Raw genomic sequence first — 23,075 nt, 5'->3', positions numbered from 1 at the left:
ACCTTCCCGGCTGAACCTCGCGTCAGGGTGCGGGCAACGCCCGCACCCACGCCAGGGCGGCGTCCACGTCACGGACCAGCGGCACTCCGGCCGGCGGCCCGGCGCGGCGCACGATCACGACCGGCATCGCCCGCTCGGCGGCGACCTCCAGCTTCGCGACCGTGTGGTCACCGCCGGAGTCCTTGGTAACTAGAACGTCCGTGCCCGCCATCACCTCCCGCTCGTGCGCGAGGGTGTAGGGACCGCGGCTGCGCAGCAGCTTCCACGACACCGGCAGAACGATGTCGGGCTCGTCCACCACGCGAGCCAGGCACGCGTGCCGGCGCAACGGTTCGACGAAGTGCGCCAGCGACTGCCGTCCGACGGTGAGGAACGGCCGGTCGCCCAGACCGGCCGCCACCCGGGCAGCTTCACTGTGGTCACCGGCCCAGTACCAGGCCGACGCCTCGGGGCGAGCGGCCCAGCCGGGCCGTTCCAAACGGAGCAGGGGCACCCCGGCGGCCGGGCACGCCGCCGCCGCGTTGGCGCTGATCTTCTCCGCGAACGGGTGCGTCGCGTCGACCACGGCACGCACCCGGGTCTCCGCCAGGTACGCGGCCAGTCCTGCGATCCCGCCGAAGCCACCGACGCGGACCTGCCCCACCGGCAGCCGGGGACGCGCGACCCGCCCCGCCAGTGAGGTCACGACCACGGCACCGTCGTCGACGAGCGAGGCCGCCAGCGCGCGGGCCTCGCCCGTCCCACCGAGCACGAGAATCCTCACGCGTAGGGTCCGATCACCGGCGCCGCGGGAGCGCCCCGCTCGGCTAGGTTCAGCAGCGCGTCGACCTCCAGGTGTTTCTCCGCCAGGTCGGCGAGCAGATCCAGCCGGGCCTGCCGGGCCGGCTCTGCGCCCGCCGCCAGCGCCTGCACCCACTGAGCATGGCCGATCTCCGCCCCACCCGCACACGCCATCGAATTGTTCGCCATGTTCCGTGCCTTGAACGGAGCGACCCGAACACCGCGCCGTGCGAACGCCCGGCACAACGCGGTCGTCACCCGGCTCTTGCCCGCGTCCGACGTCGTGCCCGCCACCATGAGCCGCCCGGTTCGGCGAGCCTGTCCTTCCACCGCCCCAGTATCGCCTGCTGTCCATCCGCCGGACCGCCGGGCTCGGCGTGGGCGAGGTCCAGCCCGGGCTGGTGTCCGACGCTGCCCACCACTTCGGCATCAGCAACGTGACCTCATGGACGAGTTCGTCCATGCTCTGCCCTGTCTGTGACTGGACCAGGGCCAAGGGCGAGTTCGGCGAGCAGCATGAAACCCGGGTGCGCACGGTCTCGTCGCCGATGGCGCCCAGCAGTTCCTCGGCGCCGGCGAAGGCACCGCGGTGTCTGGCCGCAATGACTCCCGCCGCCTGCTGCGCCGCGAGGAACGCCGGCCCAGCGCCGGCCTCGGTCATCGTGCCAGGATGATCGGGTTGCCGGCGCGGGGCGCGTCGAACCGCCGGGTCACGTCCGACCAGTGAACCGGTGGCCGCGTCGAGCGCCGCGTGCAGCAAACGGTTTCGCGCCGTCGAGGAAACACCTGTGCACGAATACGCCCAGACGCGCGGCCATCTGCTCGGCGAGCTGGTGGATCGTGTCGTGGCCAGCGTGGTGGGTGACCGACCGGGCACCGGCAGCACGTGCCGGGTCATGACGGCGGCCGGAACTCAATGACGGTCCGCCCGTCGTGAACCCGCACGTCTGCGTCGACGCCGTACACGTCGGCGAGCAGCGCCGGGGTGAGCACCCGTGCGGGTGGTCCCGCGGCGACGACCCGGCCGTGGTGCAGTACGACGACGGTGTCGCAGAACATGACGGCCAGGTTGAGGTCGTGCAGCGCGGCGAGGGCGGTGACCTGCGATCGGCGGACCAGGTGCAGCAGCTGAAGCTGGTGGCCGATGTCGAGGTGGTTGGTGGGTTCGTCGAGCAGCAGCAGTTCCGGCTCCTGGGCCAGCGCGCGGGCGAGCTGGACGCGCTGGCGTTCCCCACCGGACAGGGTCTGCCACTTACGGTCGGCGAACCCGGCCAGGTCGACCCGGCCCAGTGCCTCGACCGCGGCGGCATGGTCGCTGCCGGTGTCGGACCAGCGGGTCCGGCGGTGCGGGATGCGGCCGAGCAGGACCACGTCGCGGACGGTCAGGTCGAGGTCGGTCTCGGCGTGCTGGGCCAGCAACGCGATGCGCCGGGCCAGGGCAAGGCGCCGCAGCCGAGTCACGTCGTCGCCTGCGAGTGTGATGTTGCCGGTATCCGGGCGCACCAGGGCGGCGACGGCCCGCAGCAGGGTGGTCTTGCCGGAGCCGTTCGGGCCGAGCAGCCCGACCAGGCTGCCCGCCGGGACGGTGCCGGTGACGTGGTCGAGGATGCGGGCGGCGGGCACCGCCCACGAGACGTCGGAGATCCGAAGCATCAGCCGCGTACCTCCCGGCGGCGCAGGATCAGGAAGAACGCCGGCACCCCGACCAGTGCCGTCAGCACCCCGACCGGCAGCTCACGCGGTTCGAAGACGGTGCGGGCGGCGGTGTCGACCCAGGTCAGGAAGATGGCGCCGGCGAGCACGGCGACCGGTAGCAGCCGCCGGTGGTCCGGTCCGGTGATCAGGCGGGCGGCGTGCGGGAGGATCAGCCCGACGAACCCGATCGCGCCGCTGACCGCGACCAGCACGGCGGTCAGCAGGGCGGTGCCGACCAGCAGCAGCCACCGCAGCCGGTTCACCTCGACGCCGAGGCTCGCGGCGGCCTCCTCACCGAAGGCGAAGGCGTTGAGGGTACGGGCGTGCCAGCCGACCACCGCCAGCACCACGACCAGCACCGGTACCGCCCAGCCCAGGGCCGTCCAGTCGGCGCGGGCCATCGACCCGGACAGCCAGAACGTGATGCTCTGCGTGGCGTGCGGGTCGGCCACCCAGATGATCACGAAAGAGGTCAGTGCCGCGCACAGTTGTCCCACCGCGACCCCGGTCAGCACCACGCGCGTCGGCGACAATGCCCCGAACCTCCCGGCCAGGCCCACGACCAGCAGGAACGCGACAAGGGCGCCGAGGAAGGCGCCGCCGGTCAGCGCGGCTACGCCACTACCGATGCCGGCCACGACCACCAGGACCGCGCCCAGCGACGCCCCTGAGGAGACCCCGAGCAGGTACGGGTCCGCCAGGGGATTGCGGGTGACGGTCTGCATGACCGCACCGGCCGCGGCCAGGCCCGCCCCCACCGTGGCGGCGCCGAGAACCCGGGGCAAACGTAGGTCCCAGACGATGTGGTCGCGCAGCAGCGGCACGTCCGAGTTCGCGAGTCCCAGGTGGCCGGCGACGACCGTCCACACCGTCCCGACAGTCAGGTCGGCCGGGCCGATGGTGACCGCGACGGCCACCGACAGCACCAGACCGGCGACCAGAGCCAGCACGAGCGCGGCCAGGCCGACCGCCCGCACCGGGCGGTGGGTGCGCACCGGGGCGGGCCGGGTGGTGACGGCGGTCAGCTCGGGGCCCCGGACGGCAGCGCGGCGATGCCCTGGGCGAGGGCTTCGACGCCGAGGACGTTGCGGACACCGGCCGTGGTTGACGAGAACGGGATCACCACGTACCACTGCTGTTTGACCGCGGGCAGGTCCTTGAGGGTGCGGTGCCCGGCGAGGAAGGTCTTCTTCTGCGCGGCGGGATCCCAGCTCGCGTCGACGAGCACGATGACCTCGGGGTTGCGGTCGGTGACGGTCTCCCAGCTTGTGTCGCCCCAGCTGCCGGTGAGGTCGGCGAAGGCGTTGGTGACCCCGGCCGCCGACATGATCATGTTGGGGGCGCCGCAGCAGGCGCCGACGCTCGGGGCGTCGCTGCCGCCGTCCCACCACATGACCTTCACGTTGCGGGCGGTGCCTGCGGCCGTGGCGATGCGGCCCTCGTGGTCGGCGATCAGCTTCTCGCCGCGGTCGCTCACCCCGAAGATCGCCGCGAGCTCGCGGATCTCGGTGAACACGTCGCCGATGGCGAGCTTCGCCTGCCGGGTCTGCGCCGGGCACCCGGCAGGGGAGATGTAGGTGTCGACGCCGAGTTTCTGCCAGTCGGCGCGGTCACCGACCCCCTCGTCACCGAACGCGCTGTTGTACGACGCGTACACGAAATCGGGTTCAGCCTCGAGCAGCTTCTCCTTGGTCGGGTACTCCTTGGCCAGCACCGGGATCTTCGCGTAGGCGTCCGCGTAGGCGGGCAGGATCGCGTCGTCGAGGTAGGCCGTGCCGATCATCCGATCTTGCAGGCCCAGGGCCAGCATGATCTCCGTGGCGGCCTGGTTCATGGTGACGACCCGCATCGGTGGCGCCGCGATGGTCACCGGGGTGCCGCAGTTGGTCACCGCGACCGGTCCAGCGGACACCGCCGGTGGTGCGGCAGCAGGCTTGGCATCGGCGCCGCAGCCGGTGAGCAGCACAGTGGACAGCAACAACGGCGCGGCAACGCGCCAGGGCATGGGGAACCGCACAGCGGGACCGCCTTCCAACACCTCGTGGACGGGGACGAACGTGCCGTGGCCGGTCTCCTGGCTGACGGGACAAGCAACCGCCGGCCGGCCTTCCCAGGCATCTCTGCCCAGTGACCTCGCGAAACGACGAGGGCCGACGGTCTCCCGATCACAGTGGCGAGGGCCGCGCCGGCATCACACCGGCTTCCCGAACACCACGGCGTCCCCACCATAACGGCCCGCGCTCGCCGCGGATCCGGTCCGGGCACCCGCTGTGGGAAATCCGACGCGCCGGACCGGCCTCGGCGTGGCTGTCGGCCCGCAACCCATCCGGCTCCTTTCTCGTGCGCGGTGGCTGGGCGAGGGCACGTGATCGACAGTGAGCGCCGTGGCTGAGGCTGAGCAGCAATACGTGAGCGCAGGTGCGAGGCCACGTCCGCCGGCGACCGGCTCCTCGGTCGTGGGCATGAGGCCGGCGATGCAGACGTCGAAGAGCTCGACGAGCGAGCACGGTACTTCGCGATCTGGATCGCCATCCGACCTGCGTTGCCGACGGCGCCGAGGACAAGGACGCGCTGGCCCGCGGTGAAGTTGATGCGGCGCGTCAGCGCGATCCAGGATGACATCGCCCGGGTTCATGGCGGTGGCGATCCGCACCGGGTCCACGCCGTCGGGTAGAACCACGCTGCGCGAGGGTCGATCAGGGTGCGTTCGGCGAAGGTTCCAAGGGGCGTATCGTGCAGGACCACGCAGCGGACGTTGCCCTTCTCGTCGCGTACCACGCCGTCCACGCCGGGGACGAGCGGGAAGATGTTGTTGCTGGTCCCCGGCGATCGGCATCTGGGCGGCGACCAGTGCGCTGGGCTTCGCCGCCGGGCCGCCGATCGGCGGACTCGTCCTGGCTCACCTGCCCTGGGGTGCGATCTTCCTGGTGAACGTCCCGATCGTGGTGATCTGCCTGCTCGCCGGCCGGATACTGGTCCCGGAATCGCGGGACCCGGCCGGTGGACGCTCGACCTGGGCGGGGCGACGCTGTCCACCGCCGGCCTGACCGCGATCGTCTCCCCGGGTTCCGCCCACGTCCCCGCCGGTCAGGTGGCCAGGCGCAGGTGACGCCGCTGCCGCAGCCGCACCGCGACAGCCCGCCACGACCAGCAACGTGAGCGCGGCAGCGAAGGCCAGCCCGTCGGTCAGGCCTGCCTCCAGCTCGCGCAACGTGGTGGAGCGGTAGGTGGACGGCGAGCGACGCCGGTCCCGATCCGGGCCGGCGTCGCTCGCCGTCGGGCTCAGAGTGTGGTTTCGCTGGTGAGGCCGAAGTAGTCGTGCCATTTGGTGCTGGGGGCGAAGGTGGTGCCGGTGGAGAGGGCGACGTAGATGTCGTTTGTGGTGCCTTTGGTGAAGACGATGAGGTCGTCTTTGCCGTCGCCGTTGGTGTCGGCGAGGTAGGGGAATTCGCCGGTGAGGCAGAAGAAGTCGTGCCACTTGATCGTGGTGCCGGTGAAGGTGGTGCCGGTGGAGGTGGCGGCGTAGACGTCGGCGTCGGTGTTGCAGGTGAAGGTGACGATGTCATCCTTGCCGTCGCCGTTGATGTCTCCGACGCGGGGTTGTTCGGTGCCGACGGCGAACAGGTCGTGCCATTTCTGGGGTGGGCCGAAGGTGGTGCCGGTGGAGAGGGCGACGATGACGTCGGAGGCGGTGGCGGGGCCTTGGGTGAAGGTGATGATGTCGTCTTTGCCGTCGCCGTTGACGTCGCCGAGGGCGGGGAACTCCCCGGTGATGGAGAAGTAGTCGTGCCATTTCACGGCGGTGCCGGTGAAGGAGGTGCCGGTGGACAGGGCGACGTAGACGTCGGCGTTGGTGTCGTGGGTGAAGGTGATGATGTCGTCGCGGCCGTCGCCGTTGACGTCGCCGACGGCGGGGATTTCGGTGCCGGGGGCGAACCAGTCGTGCCATTTCTGGGATGTGGTGAAGGATGTGCCGGTGGACAGGGCGACGTGGACGTCGGCGGTGGTGCCGTGGGTGAACACGATGGCGTCGTCGCGTCCGTCGCCGTTGACGTCTCCGGTCAGGGGGGTCTCTCCGGGCAGGGCGAACCAGTCGTGCCACTTCACCGACGTGCCCGCGAACGACGAACCCGTCGACGTGGCCACATACGCGTCGGCCAGCGCACCGTGGGTGAACGCGACCACGTCATCCCGGCCGTCACCGGTGAAATCCGTCGGCGAACCACCGAAATAGCGGGCGGTCGGGCCCCCGCCACCCTGGTTCACCAGCGAGAGGTAGTAGTTCCAGTTCCAGTTCGGTCCCGGGTCGGTGTGGTCGTTACCCGGGATCTCGTTGTGCCCCTTGATGCCGGTGCGGTTCTTCGGGATGCCGTACTTGTCGCACAGGTAGCGGGTCAGCGCGGCCGAGGAACGGTACATCGCGTCGGTGAACCAGGCCGGGTTGTCGACGTACCCCTCGTGCTCGATGCCGACGCCGTACGCGTTGCCGGACCGGGCGTGGTACGCGGTGTCGCCCTCGCGGACCATCTGGGTGATCTCGCCGTTGCTGGACTTCACCACGTAGTGGGCGCTGACGCCGGACGACGGGTTCTGGAACCAGCTGACCGTCCCGGCGTACGAGCCCTGGGTGACGTGGAGGATCACAGTGGTGATCCGGCTGGACCGCCCGATGCCGTAGTTCGCGCCGTTCGCGGCGACCCACCGCGCCGCCGGATACTCCGGCACGGCTGCGAGCGTACGGGGCGCCGTGCCGGCGGGGGGAACCGCGGCGTAGCGGCCGCGCTCCGGCTCGACCCGGTACGCCCGGACCGGCACCGCGCCTGGGATGCCCTGCTGCACCAGCTCGTAGATCCCGTCCGCGTACAGGCGGGCGGTGGCGTCGTCGGCCGCGCCGCCGTACCGCGCCACCACCGGATACCAGGCGGTGACCCGGTCCCGGTCCCGCGCGGTCAGCCCCTCGGCGTCGGCCAGCTCGCGCAGCACTGCCGCGCCGCCGCGGATGTTCGCCGGCGTGACGGTCTTCAGACGCGCGACCGGCTCACCGGTCAACGCCGCCGCCCGTTCCAGGCTGTGCCGGACCGGGTTGCTCACCAGGTGCATCACCCCGTAGCCGTTGGCCTGGCTCGGCTCGCCGCCGTGCCCGTCCAGGCGGGACTCGCCGTAGCCGACCGCTACCAGGACGTCCCGGGGCACGTCGTACTCCTGCGCCGCCCGCACGAAGGCGGCGTCCAGCGCGGTACGGCCCGGCGGCGTCGCGGACACCGGCGCGGGCTGCACCGCGACCGCGCCGGCGAGCGCCGCCACCAGCAGGGCGACGCCGGCGCGCCGCCGTCTCCGTCGTGTTCCGGCCACGGGGGCCTCCCATCCTGGCGTCACAGCGTCACCTCACCGGTGAGGCCGAAGTAGTCGTGCCATTTGCTGCTGGCACCGAACGTGGTGCCGGTGGACAGGGCCACGTAGACGTCGTTCGTGGCGCCCTTGGTGAAGACGATGAGGTCGTCCCTGCCGTCGCCGTTGGCGTCGCCCAGGTAGGGAAACTCGCCCGGTAGGCAGAAGAAGTCGTGCCACTTGACTGTGGTGCCGGCGAAACCGGTGCCGGTGGAGGTGGCGGCGTACACGTCGGCGTCGGCGTTGCAGGTGAACGTGACGATGTCGTCGCGTCCGTCGCCGTTGACGTCGCCGACGCGGGGCTGCTCGGCGCCGACGGCGAACAGGTCGTGCCACTTCTGCGGCGCTCCGAAACCGCTACCCGTCGACAGGGCGACGATCACGTCGGAGGCTGACGCGGGGCCTTGGGTGAAGGTGATGATGTCGTCGCGTCCGTCGCCGTTGACGTCCCCGAGCGCGGGGAACTCCCCGGCGATCGAGAAGTGGTCATGCCACTTCACCGCCGTACCGGCGAACGACGAACCGGTCGACAACGCCACGTAGACGTCCGCCGTGGCGTTGTGCGTGAACGCGACGATGTCGTCCCTGCCGTCGCCGTTGAAGTCACCCACGGCAGCGATCTCCGCGCCGGGGGCGAACCAGTCGTGCCACCTGCCCGGCGACGTGAACGCCGACCCGTTCGACAGCGCCACGTACACGTCGCCGGTGTTGCCGTGCGCGAACGTGACGATGTCGTCGCGGCCGTCACCGTTGACGTCGCCCGTCGACGCGGTCTCCCCGCCGATGGAGAAGAAGTCGTTCCACTTCACCGACGTTCCGGCGAAGCCGGTTCCGGTCGACGTGCTCGCGTACACGTCGGCGGAGGCGTTCTGGGTGAAGGTGAGGATGTCGTCGCGGCCGTCACCGTTGACGTCCGTCGACGAGCCGCCGGCCATGCCGTGGGTACGCGCCGCCTGGTTGAGCAGCGTCCGCGCGGTTGCCGCCGCCTGGTCGTACCGGTCGGGGAAGCCCGACCGCTGGACGCACTGGGCGACCTGGCCCGCCGTGTAGCCGGGGTTGTTTCGGTCGCAGGTGATCGCGCGGGTGACGTACTGCGTGGTGGCGTAGACCGGGTCCATGATCTGCTCCGGCGTGCCCCAGCCGTAGTCCCAGCGCTGCTGGAACACGCCCAGGCTCGACTTGTCGCCGCAGGGCAGGTTGTTCATGTGGGACTCGACCCAGCCCGCCTCGAAGGTGGAGAGCATGACCTTGTCGTTGACGTTGTACGACCGGGCCACCCGGTAGACGATCACGGTGACGGCGGGGTCGTGGGTGGCCGGAACGGACGGGCAGGCGAGCGTGCCGATCGGTACGGCGGCAGCCGGCGCGCCGACCGCGCCGGCCGCCGTGACGGTGCAGAGCGCGACAAGCATCGCCAGCAGATTTCGTCTCACCGTGCTCCTCGGGGGTGGGGGTGACCAGCGGCACCGGGCGAGAAATCGATTGCTGACGAGTCTCGTAGTCACCCACATCGATGTCAATAGCGGCGGCGGGACGCGATCGACCCGGTCGGAAATCGATTGCTGGACGGGTATAGGATTCCGTGCGATCTCCCGCGGTGGCGGTCTCACTCCGGTACGTCACCATCCGACGGGGGCCGGGCCGGAGCGCCCGGGCGACGACGACGGGAGCGCGATGACGACCATCTACGACGTGGCGCGTCGCGCGGGAGTGTCGCCGGCGACCGTCTCCCGCGTCCTCAACGGGCGTGCCTCGGTCGACCCGGACATGGCCGCCCGGGTACGGCAGGCCGCGCAGGACCTGGACTACCGCCCGAACGCCGTCGCGCGCAGCCTGCGCCGCAGCCGCACCAGCCTCTGGGCGGTCATCATCTCCGACATCGGGAACCCGTTCTTCACCTCGATGGTGCGCGGCGTCGAGGACGTCGCCCAGGAGGCCGGCTTCTCAGTCGTGCTCTGCAACGGCGACGAGGACCCGGAGAAGGAGGCCCGCTACGTGGCGGCGGCCCTGGCCGAGCGGATGGCCGGGGTAATCATCTCCTCGTCCGGGAAGCCGGCCCTGATCAGCCGCCTGGTGCAGGCGCGCATCCCGGTCGTGGCGATCGACAGGCAACCGCGCGGCGTCGAGGTGGACACCGTGCTGGTGGACAACACCCACGGCGCCGAGCAGGCGACCGCCCACCTGGTGGACGGCGGTTACCGGCGGATCGCCTGCATCACCGGCCCGCGCCGGATCTCCACCGCCGTGCAGCGGCTGCGGGGTTACCAGCGGGCCCTGAAGGCGAGCGGAACCCAGGCCACCGAGGACCTGATCCGGTACGCCGACTTCCGCGAGGAGGGCGGCTACCGCGCGATGGCATCACTGCTGGAGACCGCCGAGCCGCCGGACGCGGTGTTCGCGGCAAACAACCTGATGACTGTGGGCGCCGTCGAGTGCCTCGTCGACAACGGCATCGGCGTACCCGACCCGTTCGGCATCGTCGGGTTCGACGACATCCCGTGGGCGCACCTGGTCCGGCCCTCGCTGAGCACCGTCGCGCAGCCCACCTACGACCTGGGGCGTACCGCGGCGACGCTGCTGGTCGAGCGGATCGCCGACCCGGCCAAGGCACCCTCGACAGTGGTGCTCCACACCGAGCTGCGGGTACGCGACAGCTCGGCACCGTCGGCCGGCCGGCAGGGCCACGCGGTGGGCCGTGCCCGGTCGCGCGGCACTGCCGCCGGCTCGCTCAGATCGTGACGTCCCCGCACAGGTGCACCCGTACGCCCAGCTCGGCGAAGAGGGCGGCCTTGACCCGTAGCGCGCGGTCGGCGGTGCCGGCGTCTGGCGCGTAGACCACGTTGACGTGGTTGGCCTTGTGCCGGGCCATCAACTGGTCGCGGCCCACGCCGTGCAACACGGCGTGCATGATCGGCCATTGCGGTGTGGTGGCGTCCAGCCGCCGCCGGGTCTCCGCCTCGGGCAGCGCCACCACCGTGCCGCGCCCGAGGTCGACGTGCAGGCCGCCGTCCATCACGAACACGCGCGACCAGACGATCTCCCCCGGCTTCGACACGCCGCTGAGCGTGCCGCCGCCGAGCGGGAAGTACATCGGCGGCTGACGCATGCTGTATGACCTGTCGTAGCCGCCGTTGTGCGACGCGGGCACCGCACCGGAGATCTCGAAGACCCAGACGAAGTGCTCGCCGTACTGCTGCCCCCAGCGGATGTCGTGCAGCGTCGTCGCCGGGTCCAGGCCCATCGCGGTCCAGATCCGGTTGGTGACCAGCGAGTCCACGGCGACGCCCTCGTCGACCTCGTTGAAGTGCGGCAGCGCGACGCCCGGGTACAGCTCCCGGGAGCCGTCCCGGCTGGTCACCGGGGGGCGTTCGACGTTGTTCAGCAGCCCCTCGGCCAGGTCGCTGGCCGGCACGGTGTCCTTGAGCCCCTGCTGGTACTGGATCCCGACGGCGTCCAGGCCGAAGTCGTCGGCGATGCGCAGCGCGGCGACGTACATGCGGCACTGGCTGAGCAGTTGGGCGTACGTCAGCTCGGTGGCCTCGTCGGTGCCGGTGTGGAACGTCATCCCGGCCGCCTCCAGCCAGGCCAGCACCGCCCGCGCCTCGGTGTCGCGCACCCGCGCCATCTCCGCCACCAGCGCGCTCTGCGACAGGCGTTCCTTGAAGACGCCGAGCGGGTTGAGCAGCTCGTCGTCGATGATGGCGTTGTACATGCCCATGCAGCCCTCGTCGAAGACGCCGATGACGGCCCGCTCGGAGACGAGCTGCCGGGCCAGCGCCACGCCGAGTTCGACCTCCTCGTCCGGCCGCAGCACAGGCAGCGGGCGTACGTGGCTCTCGTCGTGCGTCACCCGGCCAGTCTCCAGCCACTTCTTCAGGCCGTCGCGCGCCCACTCGTCGGTGAAGTCCTCGCTCCACAGCGTCGAGTACCGCACGCCCGCCTTGGTGAGGCTGCCGGCGAGGTTGAGCAGGCCCACCAGGCCGGGGTACTCGCCGCTCCAGTTCGCCACCAGCAGGATCGGCCCGCGGTGGGCGCGCAGCCCGGCCAGCACGTGGTGGCTGTACTGCCAGACCGCCTCCACCACGACGAGCGGCACGTCGGCCGGGATGCTCCGGAAGACCTCGATCCCGGCGCGCTGGCTGTCGATGAAGCCGTGTCTTTTGCCCGGGTCGACGTCGTGACCGCGCCGGACGTGCCAGCCGAGCGCGGTGACCGCGGCGGTGAGGTCGGCTTCGAGCTGCCGCTGGGTGGGCCAGCAGGTGACGTTCGCGCTCAGCCGCAGGTCACCGCTGGCGACTGTGTAGACGGTGCGGGGCGGGGCGGCCGGGCGCTCGACCGGCACGGGCAGTGTGTAACGGGTCACGGGGCAGCTCCCTCGGCGGGCGGACGGTGGGTGGAGCGGAACGCGCCCGGCAGGCGTTCCTGCCGGGCAGCAAGGGCGTGAACCACAGATCGGCTACCGGCGTACAGCTCGCGGTAGAGCCGGTACAGCTCGTCGTAGTCGGCGGCGGGTTCGGGTCGTGGCCGCCGCACCCCGGCGATCGGGTTCCACGTCTCGATCGAGACGTCCATCACGGTCCGGGCGGCCAGAAAGGCGCCGCCGTAGCTGGCGCCGATGGTCTGCGCCGGGATCTGCTGTTCCCGGCCGGTGATGTCGGAGACGATCTGGGTCCAGAGCCCGCCCCGGGTGCCGCCGCCGACCGCGACGATCCGGCGGATGTCGCCGCCGGCCGCCTCGATCGTCTCGATGTTGTGCCGTACCGCCAGCCCGGTCGCCTCCAGCGCCGCCCGGTAGATGTCGCCGGGGCCGTGCGAAAGGGTAAGACCGGCGATCAGGCCGCGGGCCCGGGGATCGAGGATCGGCGTGCGTTCCCCGGCGAAGAACGGCAGCATCAGCAACCCGCGGGCACCGGCGCCGGAGCGTTCGGCGAGGCGGAGCAGCTCGGTGTGGTCGGTGCCCGCCACCAGGTCGCGTAGCCAGCCGGTGATCGCGCCGGAGGTCGCCATCCCGCCGGCCAGGTTGCGGGTGCCCGGCAGCGCGCCGACGGTGCCCCACAGCGACGGGCTGGTCAGCCGGTGCGGCACGGTGTGCACGAGGAACATGGTGGTGCCGTACATGAGCATCAGGTCGCCCACGCCCTGCGCACCCACGCTCAACGCCTCCGACCAGGCGTCAATCGTGCCCGCCACCACCGGAACGCCCTCCGGCAGGCCGGTCTCGGCGGCGGCCCCGGCCGTCACCTCACCGGCCACGTCGCCGGGCCAGCACAGTGGCGGAAGCTCCAGTCCGGGTGCGAACGGGTCGATCCACGGCCGGTACCAGTCCTGGGCCTCGGTGTCGTAGAACGGCGTGCACTGGCTTGCCGAGTGGTGATCGAGCAGGTAGCGACCGGTGAGCCGGTAGGCCAGCCACGAACTGGGCATGAACAGCCGGCGGGCACGGGCGAACAGTTCCGGTTCGGTGTCGGCCACCCACGCGATCTTCGGGCCCGCCGCCTGGCTGGACAGCGCCGACCCGCACCGCTGGATGATCTCGTCGGCGCCGAACCGCTCGTTCATCCGCTCGATCTGCTCCCCGGCGCGGGTATCCACGCCGTAGAGGACGGCCGGGCGCAGTGGAGTGCCGCCGGCGTCGGTGAGCAGCACGCACGGACCCATGCCGCTCACCCCGACCGCGCACACCCGGACGTCACCCGGAGCCAGCAGATCCCGGCTGAGGGCGACGAACTCCCGCCACCAGATCCGGCCGTCCATCTCGACCCGGCCAGGGCCGGGCCGGTCGACCCGGTGCTCCAGGACCCGGGCCCGGACCAACCGCCCGTCGGGGTCGACGAGAACCCCCTTGCTGCTCGACGTGCCAATGTCCACGCCGAGCACCACCGGCGCCGCCCGCCGCACGCTCGCGCTGCGCATCCCGGCCCCCGCGCTCAGAGGCCACCGAGCTTCGCGTACGCCTCGGCGGCGTTCTCCCTGGTGATCCGCATGGTGCCCAGCGTGGTGGTACGCGGGACGTCCTCGGCGCAGTCGACGAGGATCTTCCGGGCCAGCTCGACCGCCTCCCGGCCGCCGGTGGCGTACTGGAACGTGGCGGCGAGCCGGCCCTGCTCGACGGCCTTGATGCCGCCGGAGGGCACCGGCAGCGCGTCGATGCCGGTGAACTTGATCCGCCGCTCGGCACCCGCCGACTTCGCGGCCAGGTAGGCGCCCTCGGCCATCGGGTCGTTGTGCGCGTAGATCGCGGACACGTCCGGGTGGGCCTTGATCAGCGCGTCCGCCACCGACTGTCCCTTCTCCCGCAGCCAGTCGCCGGGCTGGGAGGCGACGATCTGGATCTTCGGGTTGGCGGCGATGCCGTCGCGGAAGCCCTGCGCGCGCTCGGCGGCGGGGGTCGAGCCGGGCAGCCCGGCGATCTCGATCACCTTGCCGCCGTCGGGCAGCAGCGTCGTGGCGTAGAACTCGCCGGCCGCCTTGCCGATCGCTACGTTGTCGCCGCCGACGAACGCGGTGTACGCCTCCCCCTCGACCTTGCGGTCCAGCACGATCACCGGCACGCCCTGGTCGTACGCCTTCTTCACCACGGCGGTCAGCGGCTTGGCCTCGTTCGGCGAGATGATCAGCAGGTTGATCTTCTGGGTGAGGAAGTTCTCCACGTCGGCGACCTGCTTGCTGTTGTCCTGCGCGGCGTCGGAGACCACGACGCGGAAGCCGGGCACCGACTTCGCGGCCGTCCGCACGTCGTTGTTCATCACCTGCCGGTACGGCTCGGCGTTGTTGGCCTGGGACATGCCGATCAGGAAGTCCTTGCCGGCGCCACAGGCGCGGGCCTGCCCGGCGTCGTCGGACGGTTTCTCGACGCTGCACCCCGTCGCCGCCAGCGCGCCGGTGACCAGCAGCGCGAGCAGTGTGGTTCGCTTGTCCATCGGTGGCTCCTCGGAGTCGGTTCGGTCAGGCGATGCCACGGCGCAGCTTCTGCAACGCCGCCGCGAGCACGATCACCAGTCCTTTGATCAGCAGCTGGACGTTGGCGTCGATGTTGTTGAGCGCGAGGATGTTGTTGAGGATGCCGAGCAGCAGCGCGCCGGCCAGGGTGCCGCCCATCGAGCCGGAGCCGCCGGCCAGGCTGGTGCCGCCGATGACGACAGCGGCGATCGCGTCCAGCTCGTATCCGGCGCCGTCGTTCGGGCTGCCCTGGTTGAGCTGTCCCGCGTGCACCACTCCGGCCACCGCCGCCAGGAGGCCGGCGACGGCGAACACGGCGACCTTGACCCGCGTCACCGGCACACCGGAGAGCCGGGCCGCCTTCTCGTTGCCGCCGATCGCGTAGACGTGCCGGGCGAACGCCGTCGTCCGCAGCACCACCACAGCGGCCACCCCGATCAGGACGAACAGCACCGCCGGCACCGGGAACACGCCGTTTATCGAGCCGTTCAGCAGTTCGAAGGCGGGCGGCGCCTCCTGGGGTCCGTCGCCGTAGGCGATCGGGATACCGAGGCCGCCGGACCAGATCCGGGCGATGCCCCGGGCGACCTGGAGACCGGCGAGTGTCACGATGAACGACTGGATGCCGAGGCGGGCCACGGCGTACCCCTGGAGCGCGCCGAACAGCACGCCGATCGCGAGCACGGCGGCGACGGCGGGCAGGATGCCGAGTCCGGAGTCGACCATGAGCGTCGCGGTGCCGACGGCCGACAGGCCGAGGATCGCCCCGACCGACAGGTCGATGCCGCCCAGCAGGACGACGAACGTCATCCCGATCGCGATGATGCCGATCTCCGACACCGCGCGGACGATGTTCCCCAGGTTGCCGGCGGTGAGGAAGAGGATCTCGCCGTCGCGGCGCGGTGAGGCGAGGATCGCCACGACGAAGATCACGAGCAGCGCGAAGAGACTCTGCACCGCGAAGAGCCGGTCGGCGAGTTCCCGGCGGCTGCGCGGCCGACGCAGCCAGTGGGCCGTCGCGCCGCGCAGTCCGGCCGTACCGGCGGCGGGCAGCGCCCCGGTCACGGCCGGCTCGGGCGGCGGCACTCGGGTGTCGGTCATCGGTCGTCCCTTCCGGCGGCCGGGCCGCCCATCGCCGCCGCGAGGATGTCCTCGCCGGTGCAGCCGCCGGTGGCGAGGTCGGCCACGGCCCGGCCACGGCGCAGCACCACCACCCGGTCGCAGACGCCGAGCAGCTCGGGCAGTTCCGAGGAGGCGAGCAGGATGCCCATGCCGTCGCCGGCGAGCCGGCGCAGCAGCCGGTAGATCTCCGCCTTCGCCCCGATGTCGACGCCGCGGGTCGGCTCGTCCAGCAGGAGCAGCCGCGGCTCGGTGAGCAGGTGCCGGGCGAAGACGACCTTCTGCTGGTTGCCGCCGGAGAGCGCGCCGACCGGCGTGGCCGCCGACGCCGTCTTGATCGCCAGGTCGGTGACCGACCGCGCGACGGCCGCCCGCTCCCGGCCGCGGCTGACGAACCCGGCCGAGGTCAGCCTGGACAGGGCGGCCAGCACGATGCTCCGGCCGACCGGGTGTTCCAGGACGAGCGCGGAGCGGCGCCGGTCCTCGGGCACGAAGCCGACGCCGGCACGCAGCGCCGCGCGGGGCCGGCGCGGCGCGTACGGGCGGCCGGCCAGCAGGACCGTGCCGGTGCGGCGGCCCGCGGGCCCGGCGCCGAACAGGGTCTCCAGCAGTTCGGTACGTCCGGCGCCCATCAGCCCGGCCAGGCCGACGATCTCGCCGGCCCGCACGGTCAGGCTGACGCCGTCCGGCTCGCAGCGGCCGGGCCGGGGCGTCCGGGGCCGCACGGCCAGGTCGGTGACACGCAGCAGCGGGCCGCCGCCGGCGGATCCGGGCGGCGGGCCGGGAGCGCCGGCCGTGTCCGCCGGGGCGGGCTCGAACAGCGACGCGGCCCGGCCGCCGACCATCATCGCCACGATCCGCCGCCGGTCCATCCGGCCGGCCGGTACGACACCGGCGACGGAACCGTTGCGCAGCACCGTCGCGCGGTCCGCGACGACCTCGATCTCCTCCATCCGGTGGGAGATGTAGACGACGCCGACGCCCCGGCGGCGCAGGCCGCCGATTGTGGTGAACAGCCGCCGTACCTCCCCGTCGGCGAGCGCGGCCGTCGGCTCGTCCATGACGAGTACGCGGGCGTCCAGGGCGAGCGCCTTGGCGATCTCGACGAGTTGCTGCTCGCCGACGCGCAGCGAGCCCACCGGGCGGCGCGGGTCGATGTCTGCGCCGAGCCGGTCCAGGTGCTCGCGCGCGGTGCGGCCCGCGGCCCGCCGGTCGACTGTGCGCAGCCGGGTCCGGGGCTCCCGCCCGAGCACGAGGTTGTCGGCCACCGAGAGGGCGGGCACCAGGTCGAGTTCCTGGTGGATGGTCGCGATCCCGGCGGCCTGGGCGGCGGCCGGGCCGGTGAACCGTACCGGCGTCCCGTCGACTGCGACTTCTCCGTCGTAGTCGGTGATCACGCCGGAGAGGATGTTGATCAGGGTGGACTTGCCCGCGCCGTTCTCGCCCAGCAGCGCGTGCACCTCGCCCGCCCGTACGTCGAAGTCGACGCCGTCGAGGGCCGTCACGCCGCCGAACCGCTTGGCCACTCCGGATGCCGCGACCACCACCCGGCCGCTCGGGCCGGGCGCGTCGCGGGTGTCCACGCCGGTCACGGGATCGCGTTGATCGCGGTGTGCGCGGCGTCGGCGAACTGCACGTCCCGCCGGACCCCGCTCGCGGTCAGACGCCAGGTGCCGCCCGCGTACTGGCCCGGTGCCCAGGACAGGCCGCCGGAGCGCCACAGCGGCTGCCAGGCCGCCATCGCGTGGCCGGCGTCGTACCAGGTGTTGTCGCCGCGCCAGGCCGATCCCCACCGGTGCGCCGCGACCACCGAGAGCCCGTCGCCGGTGCTCATCGTCCAGCGGGGCATGCCGGTGACGTCACCTGTCGGCCGCGCCTCCACCGCCGGGTCGCCGACCAGCGGGGACGCGCCGTCGATGTTGAACGCCACCTCCCACACCGCTGCGGTCGGCCACCCGTTCACCGACCAGGTGACGTCGCTCTGCAACCCGGGGCCGGTCCACCGGGGCGTCACGGTGAGCAGCCAGTCGGCGGTGACCGGCTCGTCGCCGAACGGGATGCCGACCAGGTTGATCCGGGAGCCGTCGGCGGACACGTCGACCCGGGCCGGCGCTCCGGCCCGGTCGGTCACGTCGAACCGGCCGACGGCGAGGTACGGCCCGGTGCCCCGGTGCGACGAGTCGAGCGCGGGACGGTGATTGCCGGCCCCGGCCGGGTCGACGGCCAGCTCGGCGATCCGGGCGCTGGGCCAGGTGCGCACGTCGGCGCGCAGGAAACCGGTGGTCACCGTCCAGCCGCGCGCCACCACGCCGGTCGACCAGGTCAGCGGCGCCAGCCAGAGCCCGCCCTGACCCCAGCCGGCGTGGGTCAGGTACCAGTTCGAGCCGTCCACCACGACCTCGGCGGCGTGCGCGTCCAGCACCGTCACCTTCTCCGCGCCGTTGAAGCGCAGCGGGTCGCGGCTGCGGTAGACGGCCGTGCGCCGGTACGCGGCGCCGTAGTCGGTGCCGTCGCAGCAGACGAACAGGTACCACCACTCCCCCCGGCGCACCACGAACGGCGACTCCGTCTGCCCGCCCGCCCGGCCGGTGTGCGGCGAGGTGTACGCGATCGCGCGGCCGCTCCACGAGCGCAGGTCGGTGCTGGTCCGGTACGCCACGACATGGTTGCCGCCGGACGGGCTCGACGTGGCCGTGTAGTACATGACCCAGCGGTCGCCGACCCGGGTCACCATCGGGTCGCGGCCCTCCCACCCGTCGGTGAACAGCGGGTTGGCGGAGCTTCGGGTCCAGGTGAACAGGTCGGTCGAGGTGGCCAGGTGCATGCGGTACCGGGCGTAGTCCGGGTTACCGGCCGCGTAGAACATGTGGTAGACGCCGTTGTGGTGGACGACGTGCGGGGCCCAGATCCACTGCTCCCCGGCCCCGGGGTCGGCGGCCAGCGCCACCGGCCGTTTCGTCCACGGGCCGGTCGGGGTGGGCGCGGTGGCGTGCCCGAAGACCTTCTCGTCCTGCGGCGCACCGGGTTCGGCGTGGGTGATGCCGAACAGGTGCCACACGCCGGTCTGCTCGTGCCGCACCAGCGTGTGGTCGTTGTAGTACCAGGTCGTCGACTCCCCGGCGCTCGGGTCGTAGACGCGTGTGGACGCGCCCCGCGCCGGTGTCTCACCGAGCGTCTCGTACGGCGTGGTGGTGACCGCCGCGAGCGGGCCGACGCGACGCAGCGTCACCGTGTCCAGCCCGGCGAAGAAGCCGGTGGAGGACGCGGACCGGCCGGTCACCGTGACGGTGAGGCGGTGGGTGCCGGCCGTCAGCGACGCCGAGCCCAGCGGCACCGCGCCGGTGCGCTGCACCGCGCCCGCGTACCCGTCGAAGAGCTGGCCGACCGCCACCCCGTCGACGGCGAAGCGCAGCGTGCCGTAGTCGCCGGCCCGGGTGAGGACCGCGCCGAGGTCGTACTGCCCGGCCGGCACCGACGGCAGCGCGAGCGTCACCGCGTCACCGGCGCGGGCGCCCCGGAACCACAGTTGCCGTCCGCCGGACCAGCTCACCCCGCAGCAGTCGGCCTGCGCGCCGACCGGCGCGGTGGCGGAGACGACGGCGAGCGACTCGGCCTCGAACCGGACCGGGTCGTCGGCCGCTGCCGGTCCGGCCGGGACCGCCACCAGGGCCACCCCGAGCAGGAGCGCCGCGAGGGCACGCCGGGCGCGCATCACGACACGCTCGGGCGGGGCAGGTCGGTGCCGGGGGCGAACCGGTCGTGCCAGCGGTTGCCCGGTGGCCCGAATCCACCGCCGGTGGAGAGCGAGACGAACACGTCGGCGGTCAGGCCCCTGGTGAACGCGACCACGTCGGCCCGGCCGTCGCCGTTGAAGTCCCCCACCCCGGGCAGCTCGTCGCCGAAGGCGAAGTGGTCGTGCCACTTCCAGGAGTTCTGCACGAAGCGGCCCCCGTCGGAGAGCGACACGAACACGTCGCCGGTCGTACCCCTGGTGAACGTCACGATGTCGTCCCGCCCGTCCCCGTCCACGTCGCCCACCGCCGGCAGCTCGTCGCCGGTGGCGAAGCTGTCGTGCCACTTCCAGCCGTCCTCCACGAAGCGGGTGCCGTCGGAGAGCGACACGAACACGTCGCCGGTCGTACCCCTGGTGAACGTCACGATGTCGTCCCGCCCGTCCCCGTCCACGTCGCCCACCGCCGGGAACTCGTCGCCGAGCGCGAAGTGGTCGTGCCACTTGACGCCGGGTCCGAAGCCGGAGCCGGTGGAGAGCGCCACGTAGACGTCGGCGGCGGCGCCGCGGGTGAAGGTGATGATGTCGGCGCGGCCGTCGCCGTTGACGTCGCCGACCGCCGGGATCTCGGCGCCGACGGCGAAGAAGTCGTGCCACTTGACGCCCGCGGAGTAGCCGGAGCCGGTGGAGAGCCCGACGTAGACGTCGGCGCTGTCGCCACGGGTGAACGTGATGACGTCCGCGCGGCCGTCGCCGTTGACGTCGCCGGTGAGCGGCACCTCCGCGCCGATCGCGAAGAAGTCGTTCCAGGGCCGGCTGTCCGGCACGAACCGGGTGCCGTCGGAGAGCGACGTGAACACGTCGGCGCCGGCGCCGCGGGTGAAGTCGACGGCGTCGTCGCGGCGGTCGCCGTTGGCGTCGCTGGTGTTGCGGGTACGGGTGGTGGCCGACACCTCGGCCGAGGGCGCGGCGGCGTTGCCCGACCCGTCGACAGCAACGACCCGGTAGTAGCGGGTCTGCGCGGCCGGCAGCGGACCGTGCCGGAACGTGGTGGCACGTGTGGTGCCGACCAGGTTGGCGGCGGTGATCGCCACCCCCGGGTTCCGGGACGCGTAGACGCGGTAGGAGACCACGCCGACGTCGTCGGCGGAGGGGGACCAGGTCAGGCCCAGCGCGTGCACGCGCCCGCCGGCCAGGGCGAGACCGGCGACCGGGGCCGGGGCGACGGTGTCGGTGAACGGCGCGATCATGCTGTCGGCCAGGTATCGGGCGGCGGTCCAGGCCGGCGCGCCGCTCGCCGGGGTGAGCTGGACGGTCACCGCCGAGCGGCCCGCCGTCAGCGCCGCGGGCAGCACGAACTCGTCGGCCAGCCAGCGCTGCCTGTCGTTGCCCAGCGGCTGGAGCCACACCCCGGCCGGTGTGCCGTCCACCGACACGGCCGCCTGCTGGTAGCCACCGGCCTGGTCACCGTGGCGGCGCAGCCGTACCCCCTGGTTGGCCGGGTCGATCGCCAGCCGGAAGCGGACCGGGGCGGTGGTGGCGCGGACCTGGCCGGTCTGCGGGACGTTGTCGTCGTCGCCCTCGAAGGCGGCGGTGAGCGCGGTCTGGGTCGCCGCGGAGTCGGTGTACGCGTGCGCGGCGCGGCTGGCGGCGTCGCCGGTGACGACGGCGTCGGTCCGGCGCGTGGTGACGGTGCGCTGGGTGTAGAGGAACGCGGTCGAGGCGTACTCGGCGGGCATGTCGTTGGCCGGTCCGTGCTCGATGCCGAAGCGCAGCGCGGTGCCGTACGCCACCGCGTCGCCGATCATCAGCCGGTAGGCGGCGTCGCACTCGTCGGCGCATCCGCCGCCGCGGACCAGGTGCGCGGTGTTGCCGGTGAAGACGCCGCTGTACTCGCCGCGGTTGAAGTACCAGCCCGACTCGTAGAAGTCCTCGGTGCCGGTGCCGTAGATCTGCGGCGTGGGCGAGCCGTCCACGTGCACCCGCTCGTCGCCCTCCAGGTAGTTGCGGGTGTTGCCGCCGATGATGTGGCCCCGCATGGTCTGCGAGACGCCGACGAACCGGCCCCGGCCGGACTGGTCGGCGATGATCCAGTCGGTGCCGCCGACCGTCTCGGCGCGGCGTGACTGGGTGGTGAAGGAGCCGGCGTTGCCGTCGGCGGCGAGCCGGGACGTCCACTCGGCGCCGGGCGCCGACGTCACCTCGACCTCGACGCCGCCGACTGTGGCGCCTGTCGTGTTGACGAGCGTCAGTGCGGCGGCGGTGCGGAACGGCATCGGCCACCATGCGCTGTACCAGCCGCCGGGCGCGGAGTCCATGGCGAACATCAGCGACCGTACGGTGCGCTCGCCCAGCCCGGCGCCGAAGAACTCCCCGATCGGGCTGTCCACTGTCGTACGTCCGTCGAACGTCATCCGCAGCCGCAGCCCGGCGAGCGTCGGCGCCCCGGCCGCGGCGTCCGGTACGCGCAGCCGCAGCGCGGTGATCGCGCGTGGCCCGGTCAGGGCGGCCAGTGACACCTGCCCCTGCGCCGGGGCGGTGACGGTGACGCGCGTGGTGGAGGCGCCGGCCTGGGCGGGCTTCGGGTCGCGGGTGCCGGCGGCGCGCAGCAGCGTGACCACGTCGGTGGCCGGGTCGGCCGGATCGAACCGGGGCACCCCTGCCGCGTCGGTGAAGGTCCGGTAGGTGACGTGGTGGAACAGCGGGTTGTTCTGGGTGGTGATCCGCATGGACTCCCGGTAGGGCATGGGCACCTTGACGGTGACGCCGCCGGACGTCTGGTCGGCGTTGCTCACGAGCGGCGCGACGAACGGGCTGCCGAGCCGCCCGTCCACCAGATCCTGGAGGTCGGCCTGGACGACCACGACGCCGTCGAGTTCGACGCGGATCCAGCCGGTGGCGCGGACGTTTCCGTCGTCGCGGGTGAACCAGATCGACTGCACCTCGCCCGGACCGCGTGCCTCGGCGATCACACATCCCCCACTCCGACGCAGACACGACCAGGTGCCGACGAAGCCGTCGTCGTTGGAGCCGTCGCGGCCGAAGCTGGAGAACTGGTGGGTACGGGTGCCGGCGGCCAGCTCCGGCAGGCGGTCGAGCCGGCGGTAGGCGTCCCAGCCGATCGGTCCCTTGTCGTCGGCGACGGCGGGAGCGGGAGCGGACGCCGACGTGGCGGCCGGCGCGGCGGCGGACGAGGTCGCGGGCACGGCAACGGCCAGCAGCGCGGCTGCTGCGGCGCCGGCCCAACGGCCGATGCGAAGCCTCATCGGTGTCCCTTCCGAGCAGCCGTAGGAGTCTGAGAAATCGATTGCTGGCGAGTTAACTTCGAGGCTTCCACGGTTGTCAATACTTGCGCCCGGCTTTCCCTCCGGGGCAGGAATCTTCGCGGCGGGTCGGCCTGCACGCCGCGCAGCCAGGCCGGGCG

The 23,075-nt window shown here is 72.4% G+C and carries 14 protein-coding genes, 2 pseudogenes and 1 riboswitch; of the genes and pseudogenes, 2 read left to right on the top strand and 14 right to left on the bottom strand.

The genetic code is table 11. The annotated features are described in order from the left end of the window. Positions 1-22: 22 nt before the first annotated feature. The 5 genes and pseudogenes from A4R25_RS29345 to A4R25_RS29325 all read right to left on the bottom strand — a co-directional run bounded on the left by A4R25_RS29345 (position 23) and on the right by A4R25_RS29325 (position 4,480). Positions 23-763 (bottom strand): cobalt-precorrin-6A reductase, encoded by a 741-nt coding sequence (locus A4R25_RS29345; protein WP_064448783.1) that lies wholly within the window; start codon positions 761-763, stop codon positions 23-25. A gap of 53 nt (positions 764-816) precedes the next feature. Beyond that, positions 817-1,077: pseudogene (locus A4R25_RS32060) on the bottom strand (cobyric acid synthase CobQ); the annotation flags it as partial. A 597-nt stretch (positions 1,078-1,674) separates the two neighbouring features. Continuing rightward, on the bottom strand, positions 1,675-2,433 hold the full coding sequence (locus A4R25_RS29335) for an ABC transporter ATP-binding protein (RefSeq protein WP_064448782.1): 759 nt from the start codon (positions 2,431-2,433) through the stop codon (positions 1,675-1,677). Further along, on the bottom strand, positions 2,433-3,452 hold the full coding sequence (locus tag A4R25_RS29330) for an iron ABC transporter permease (protein ID WP_030502030.1): 1,020 nt from the start codon (positions 3,450-3,452) through the stop codon (positions 2,433-2,435). Before A4R25_RS29330 ends, A4R25_RS29335 begins: the two co-directional genes overlap by 1 nt. 44 nt (positions 3,453-3,496) lie before the next feature. Continuing rightward, on the bottom strand, positions 3,497-4,480 hold the full coding sequence (locus A4R25_RS29325; RefSeq protein ID WP_064448781.1) for an ABC transporter substrate-binding protein: 984 nt from the start codon (positions 4,478-4,480) through the stop codon (positions 3,497-3,499). Positions 4,481-4,521: 41 nt separating this feature from the next. Further along, positions 4,522-4,706: riboswitch (cobalamin riboswitch) on the bottom strand. Between the two features lie 588 nt (positions 4,707-5,294). On the opposite strand from A4R25_RS29325, the pseudogene A4R25_RS30935 reads away from it, so the two are divergent. After that, positions 5,295-5,533: pseudogene (locus A4R25_RS30935) on the top strand (MFS transporter); the annotation flags it as partial. A gap of 224 nt (positions 5,534-5,757) precedes the next feature. Here the strand turns inward: A4R25_RS30935 and A4R25_RS29320 are convergent. Together A4R25_RS29320 and A4R25_RS29315 are read right to left on the bottom strand one after the other, a co-directional pair. Next, the gene (locus tag A4R25_RS29320; protein ID WP_064448780.1) at positions 5,758-7,827 is read right to left on the bottom strand and encodes an N-acetylmuramoyl-L-alanine amidase; all 2,070 of its coding nucleotides are present in this window, start codon (positions 7,825-7,827) and stop codon (positions 5,758-5,760) included. A 20-nt stretch (positions 7,828-7,847) separates the two neighbouring features. After that, complete coding sequence (locus A4R25_RS29315; protein WP_064448779.1) at positions 7,848-9,296, bottom strand: VCBS repeat-containing protein; 1,449 nt, start codon at positions 9,294-9,296, stop codon at positions 7,848-7,850. A gap of 241 nt (positions 9,297-9,537) precedes the next feature. Here A4R25_RS29315 and A4R25_RS29310 point away from each other — a divergent pair, with 241 nt between their 5' ends. Continuing rightward, positions 9,538-10,602 (top strand): LacI family DNA-binding transcriptional regulator, encoded by a 1,065-nt coding sequence (locus A4R25_RS29310; protein WP_064448778.1) that lies wholly within the window; start codon positions 9,538-9,540, stop codon positions 10,600-10,602. Here the strand turns inward: A4R25_RS29310 and A4R25_RS29305 are convergent. Genes A4R25_RS29305 through A4R25_RS31320 form a run of 7 tightly spaced genes read right to left on the bottom strand, consistent with a single transcriptional unit; the run spans position 10,592 to position 22,917 of the window. Next, positions 10,592-12,226: a fucose isomerase gene (locus A4R25_RS29305; RefSeq protein WP_043325476.1), complete on the bottom strand. Its 1,635-nt coding sequence runs from the start codon at positions 12,224-12,226 to the stop codon at positions 10,592-10,594. The two genes, A4R25_RS29310 and A4R25_RS29305, sit on opposite strands and share 11 nt — an antisense overlap. Beyond that, positions 12,223-13,776 (bottom strand): FGGY-family carbohydrate kinase, encoded by a 1,554-nt coding sequence (locus tag A4R25_RS29300; protein WP_051611156.1) that lies wholly within the window; start codon positions 13,774-13,776, stop codon positions 12,223-12,225. The genes A4R25_RS29305 and A4R25_RS29300 overlap by 4 nt, the downstream gene beginning before the upstream one ends. A gap of 14 nt (positions 13,777-13,790) precedes the next feature. Then, positions 13,791-14,783: a substrate-binding domain-containing protein gene (locus A4R25_RS29295; RefSeq protein WP_064448777.1), complete on the bottom strand. Its 993-nt coding sequence runs from the start codon at positions 14,781-14,783 to the stop codon at positions 13,791-13,793. Positions 14,784-14,808: 25 nt separating this feature from the next. Further along, entirely contained in the window at positions 14,809-15,903 is a 1,095-nt protein-coding gene (locus tag A4R25_RS29290) for an ABC transporter permease (protein ID WP_043325477.1), read from the bottom strand. Then, positions 15,900-17,504 carry a sugar ABC transporter ATP-binding protein gene (locus A4R25_RS29285; protein ID WP_231915664.1) on the bottom strand — a complete coding sequence of 535 codons (1,605 nt, stop codon included), beginning with the start codon at positions 17,502-17,504 and terminating at the stop codon, positions 15,900-15,902. Before A4R25_RS29285 ends, A4R25_RS29290 begins: the two co-directional genes overlap by 4 nt. A gap of 5 nt (positions 17,505-17,509) precedes the next feature. Next, complete coding sequence (locus A4R25_RS29280; protein WP_043325478.1) at positions 17,510-19,633, bottom strand: family 43 glycosylhydrolase; 2,124 nt, start codon at positions 19,631-19,633, stop codon at positions 17,510-17,512. Continuing rightward, positions 19,633-22,917 (bottom strand): DUF2961 domain-containing protein, encoded by a 3,285-nt coding sequence (locus A4R25_RS31320; protein ID WP_084789495.1) that lies wholly within the window; start codon positions 22,915-22,917, stop codon positions 19,633-19,635. Before A4R25_RS31320 ends, A4R25_RS29280 begins: the two co-directional genes overlap by 1 nt. Positions 22,918-23,075: the final 158 nt, after the last annotated feature.

Source organism: Micromonospora sp. NBRC 110037, assembly GCF_001652995.1.
In the GTDB taxonomy this organism is placed as follows: Bacteria; Actinomycetota; Actinomycetes; order Mycobacteriales; family Micromonosporaceae; genus Micromonospora; species Micromonospora chalcea.
This window is presented reverse-complemented; position numbering and strand designations above follow the sequence as displayed.

Bases quoted from the DNA above. Each gene is read 5' to 3' on its own strand.
- A4R25_RS29300 (WP_051611156.1), bottom strand. From the start codon at position 13,776: ATGCGCAGCGCGAGCGTGCGGCGGGCGGCGCCGGTGGTGCTCGGCGTG.
- A4R25_RS31320 (WP_084789495.1), bottom strand. From the start codon at position 22,917: ATGAGGCTTCGCATCGGCCGTTGGGCCGGCGCCGCAGCAGCCGCGCTG.
- A4R25_RS29335 (WP_064448782.1), bottom strand. From the start codon at position 2,433: ATGCTTCGGATCTCCGACGTCTCGTGGGCGGTGCCCGCCGCCCGCATC.
- A4R25_RS29280 (WP_043325478.1), bottom strand. From the start codon at position 19,633: ATGCGCGCCCGGCGTGCCCTCGCGGCGCTCCTGCTCGGGGTGGCCCTG.
- A4R25_RS29290 (WP_043325477.1), bottom strand. From the start codon at position 15,903: ATGACCGACACCCGAGTGCCGCCGCCCGAGCCGGCCGTGACCGGGGCG.
- A4R25_RS29295 (WP_064448777.1), bottom strand. From the start codon at position 14,783: ATGGACAAGCGAACCACACTGCTCGCGCTGCTGGTCACCGGCGCGCTG.
- A4R25_RS29310 (WP_064448778.1), top strand. From the start codon at position 9,538: ATGACGACCATCTACGACGTGGCGCGTCGCGCGGGAGTGTCGCCGGCG.
- A4R25_RS29325 (WP_064448781.1), bottom strand. From the start codon at position 4,480: ATGCCCTGGCGCGTTGCCGCGCCGTTGTTGCTGTCCACTGTGCTGCTC.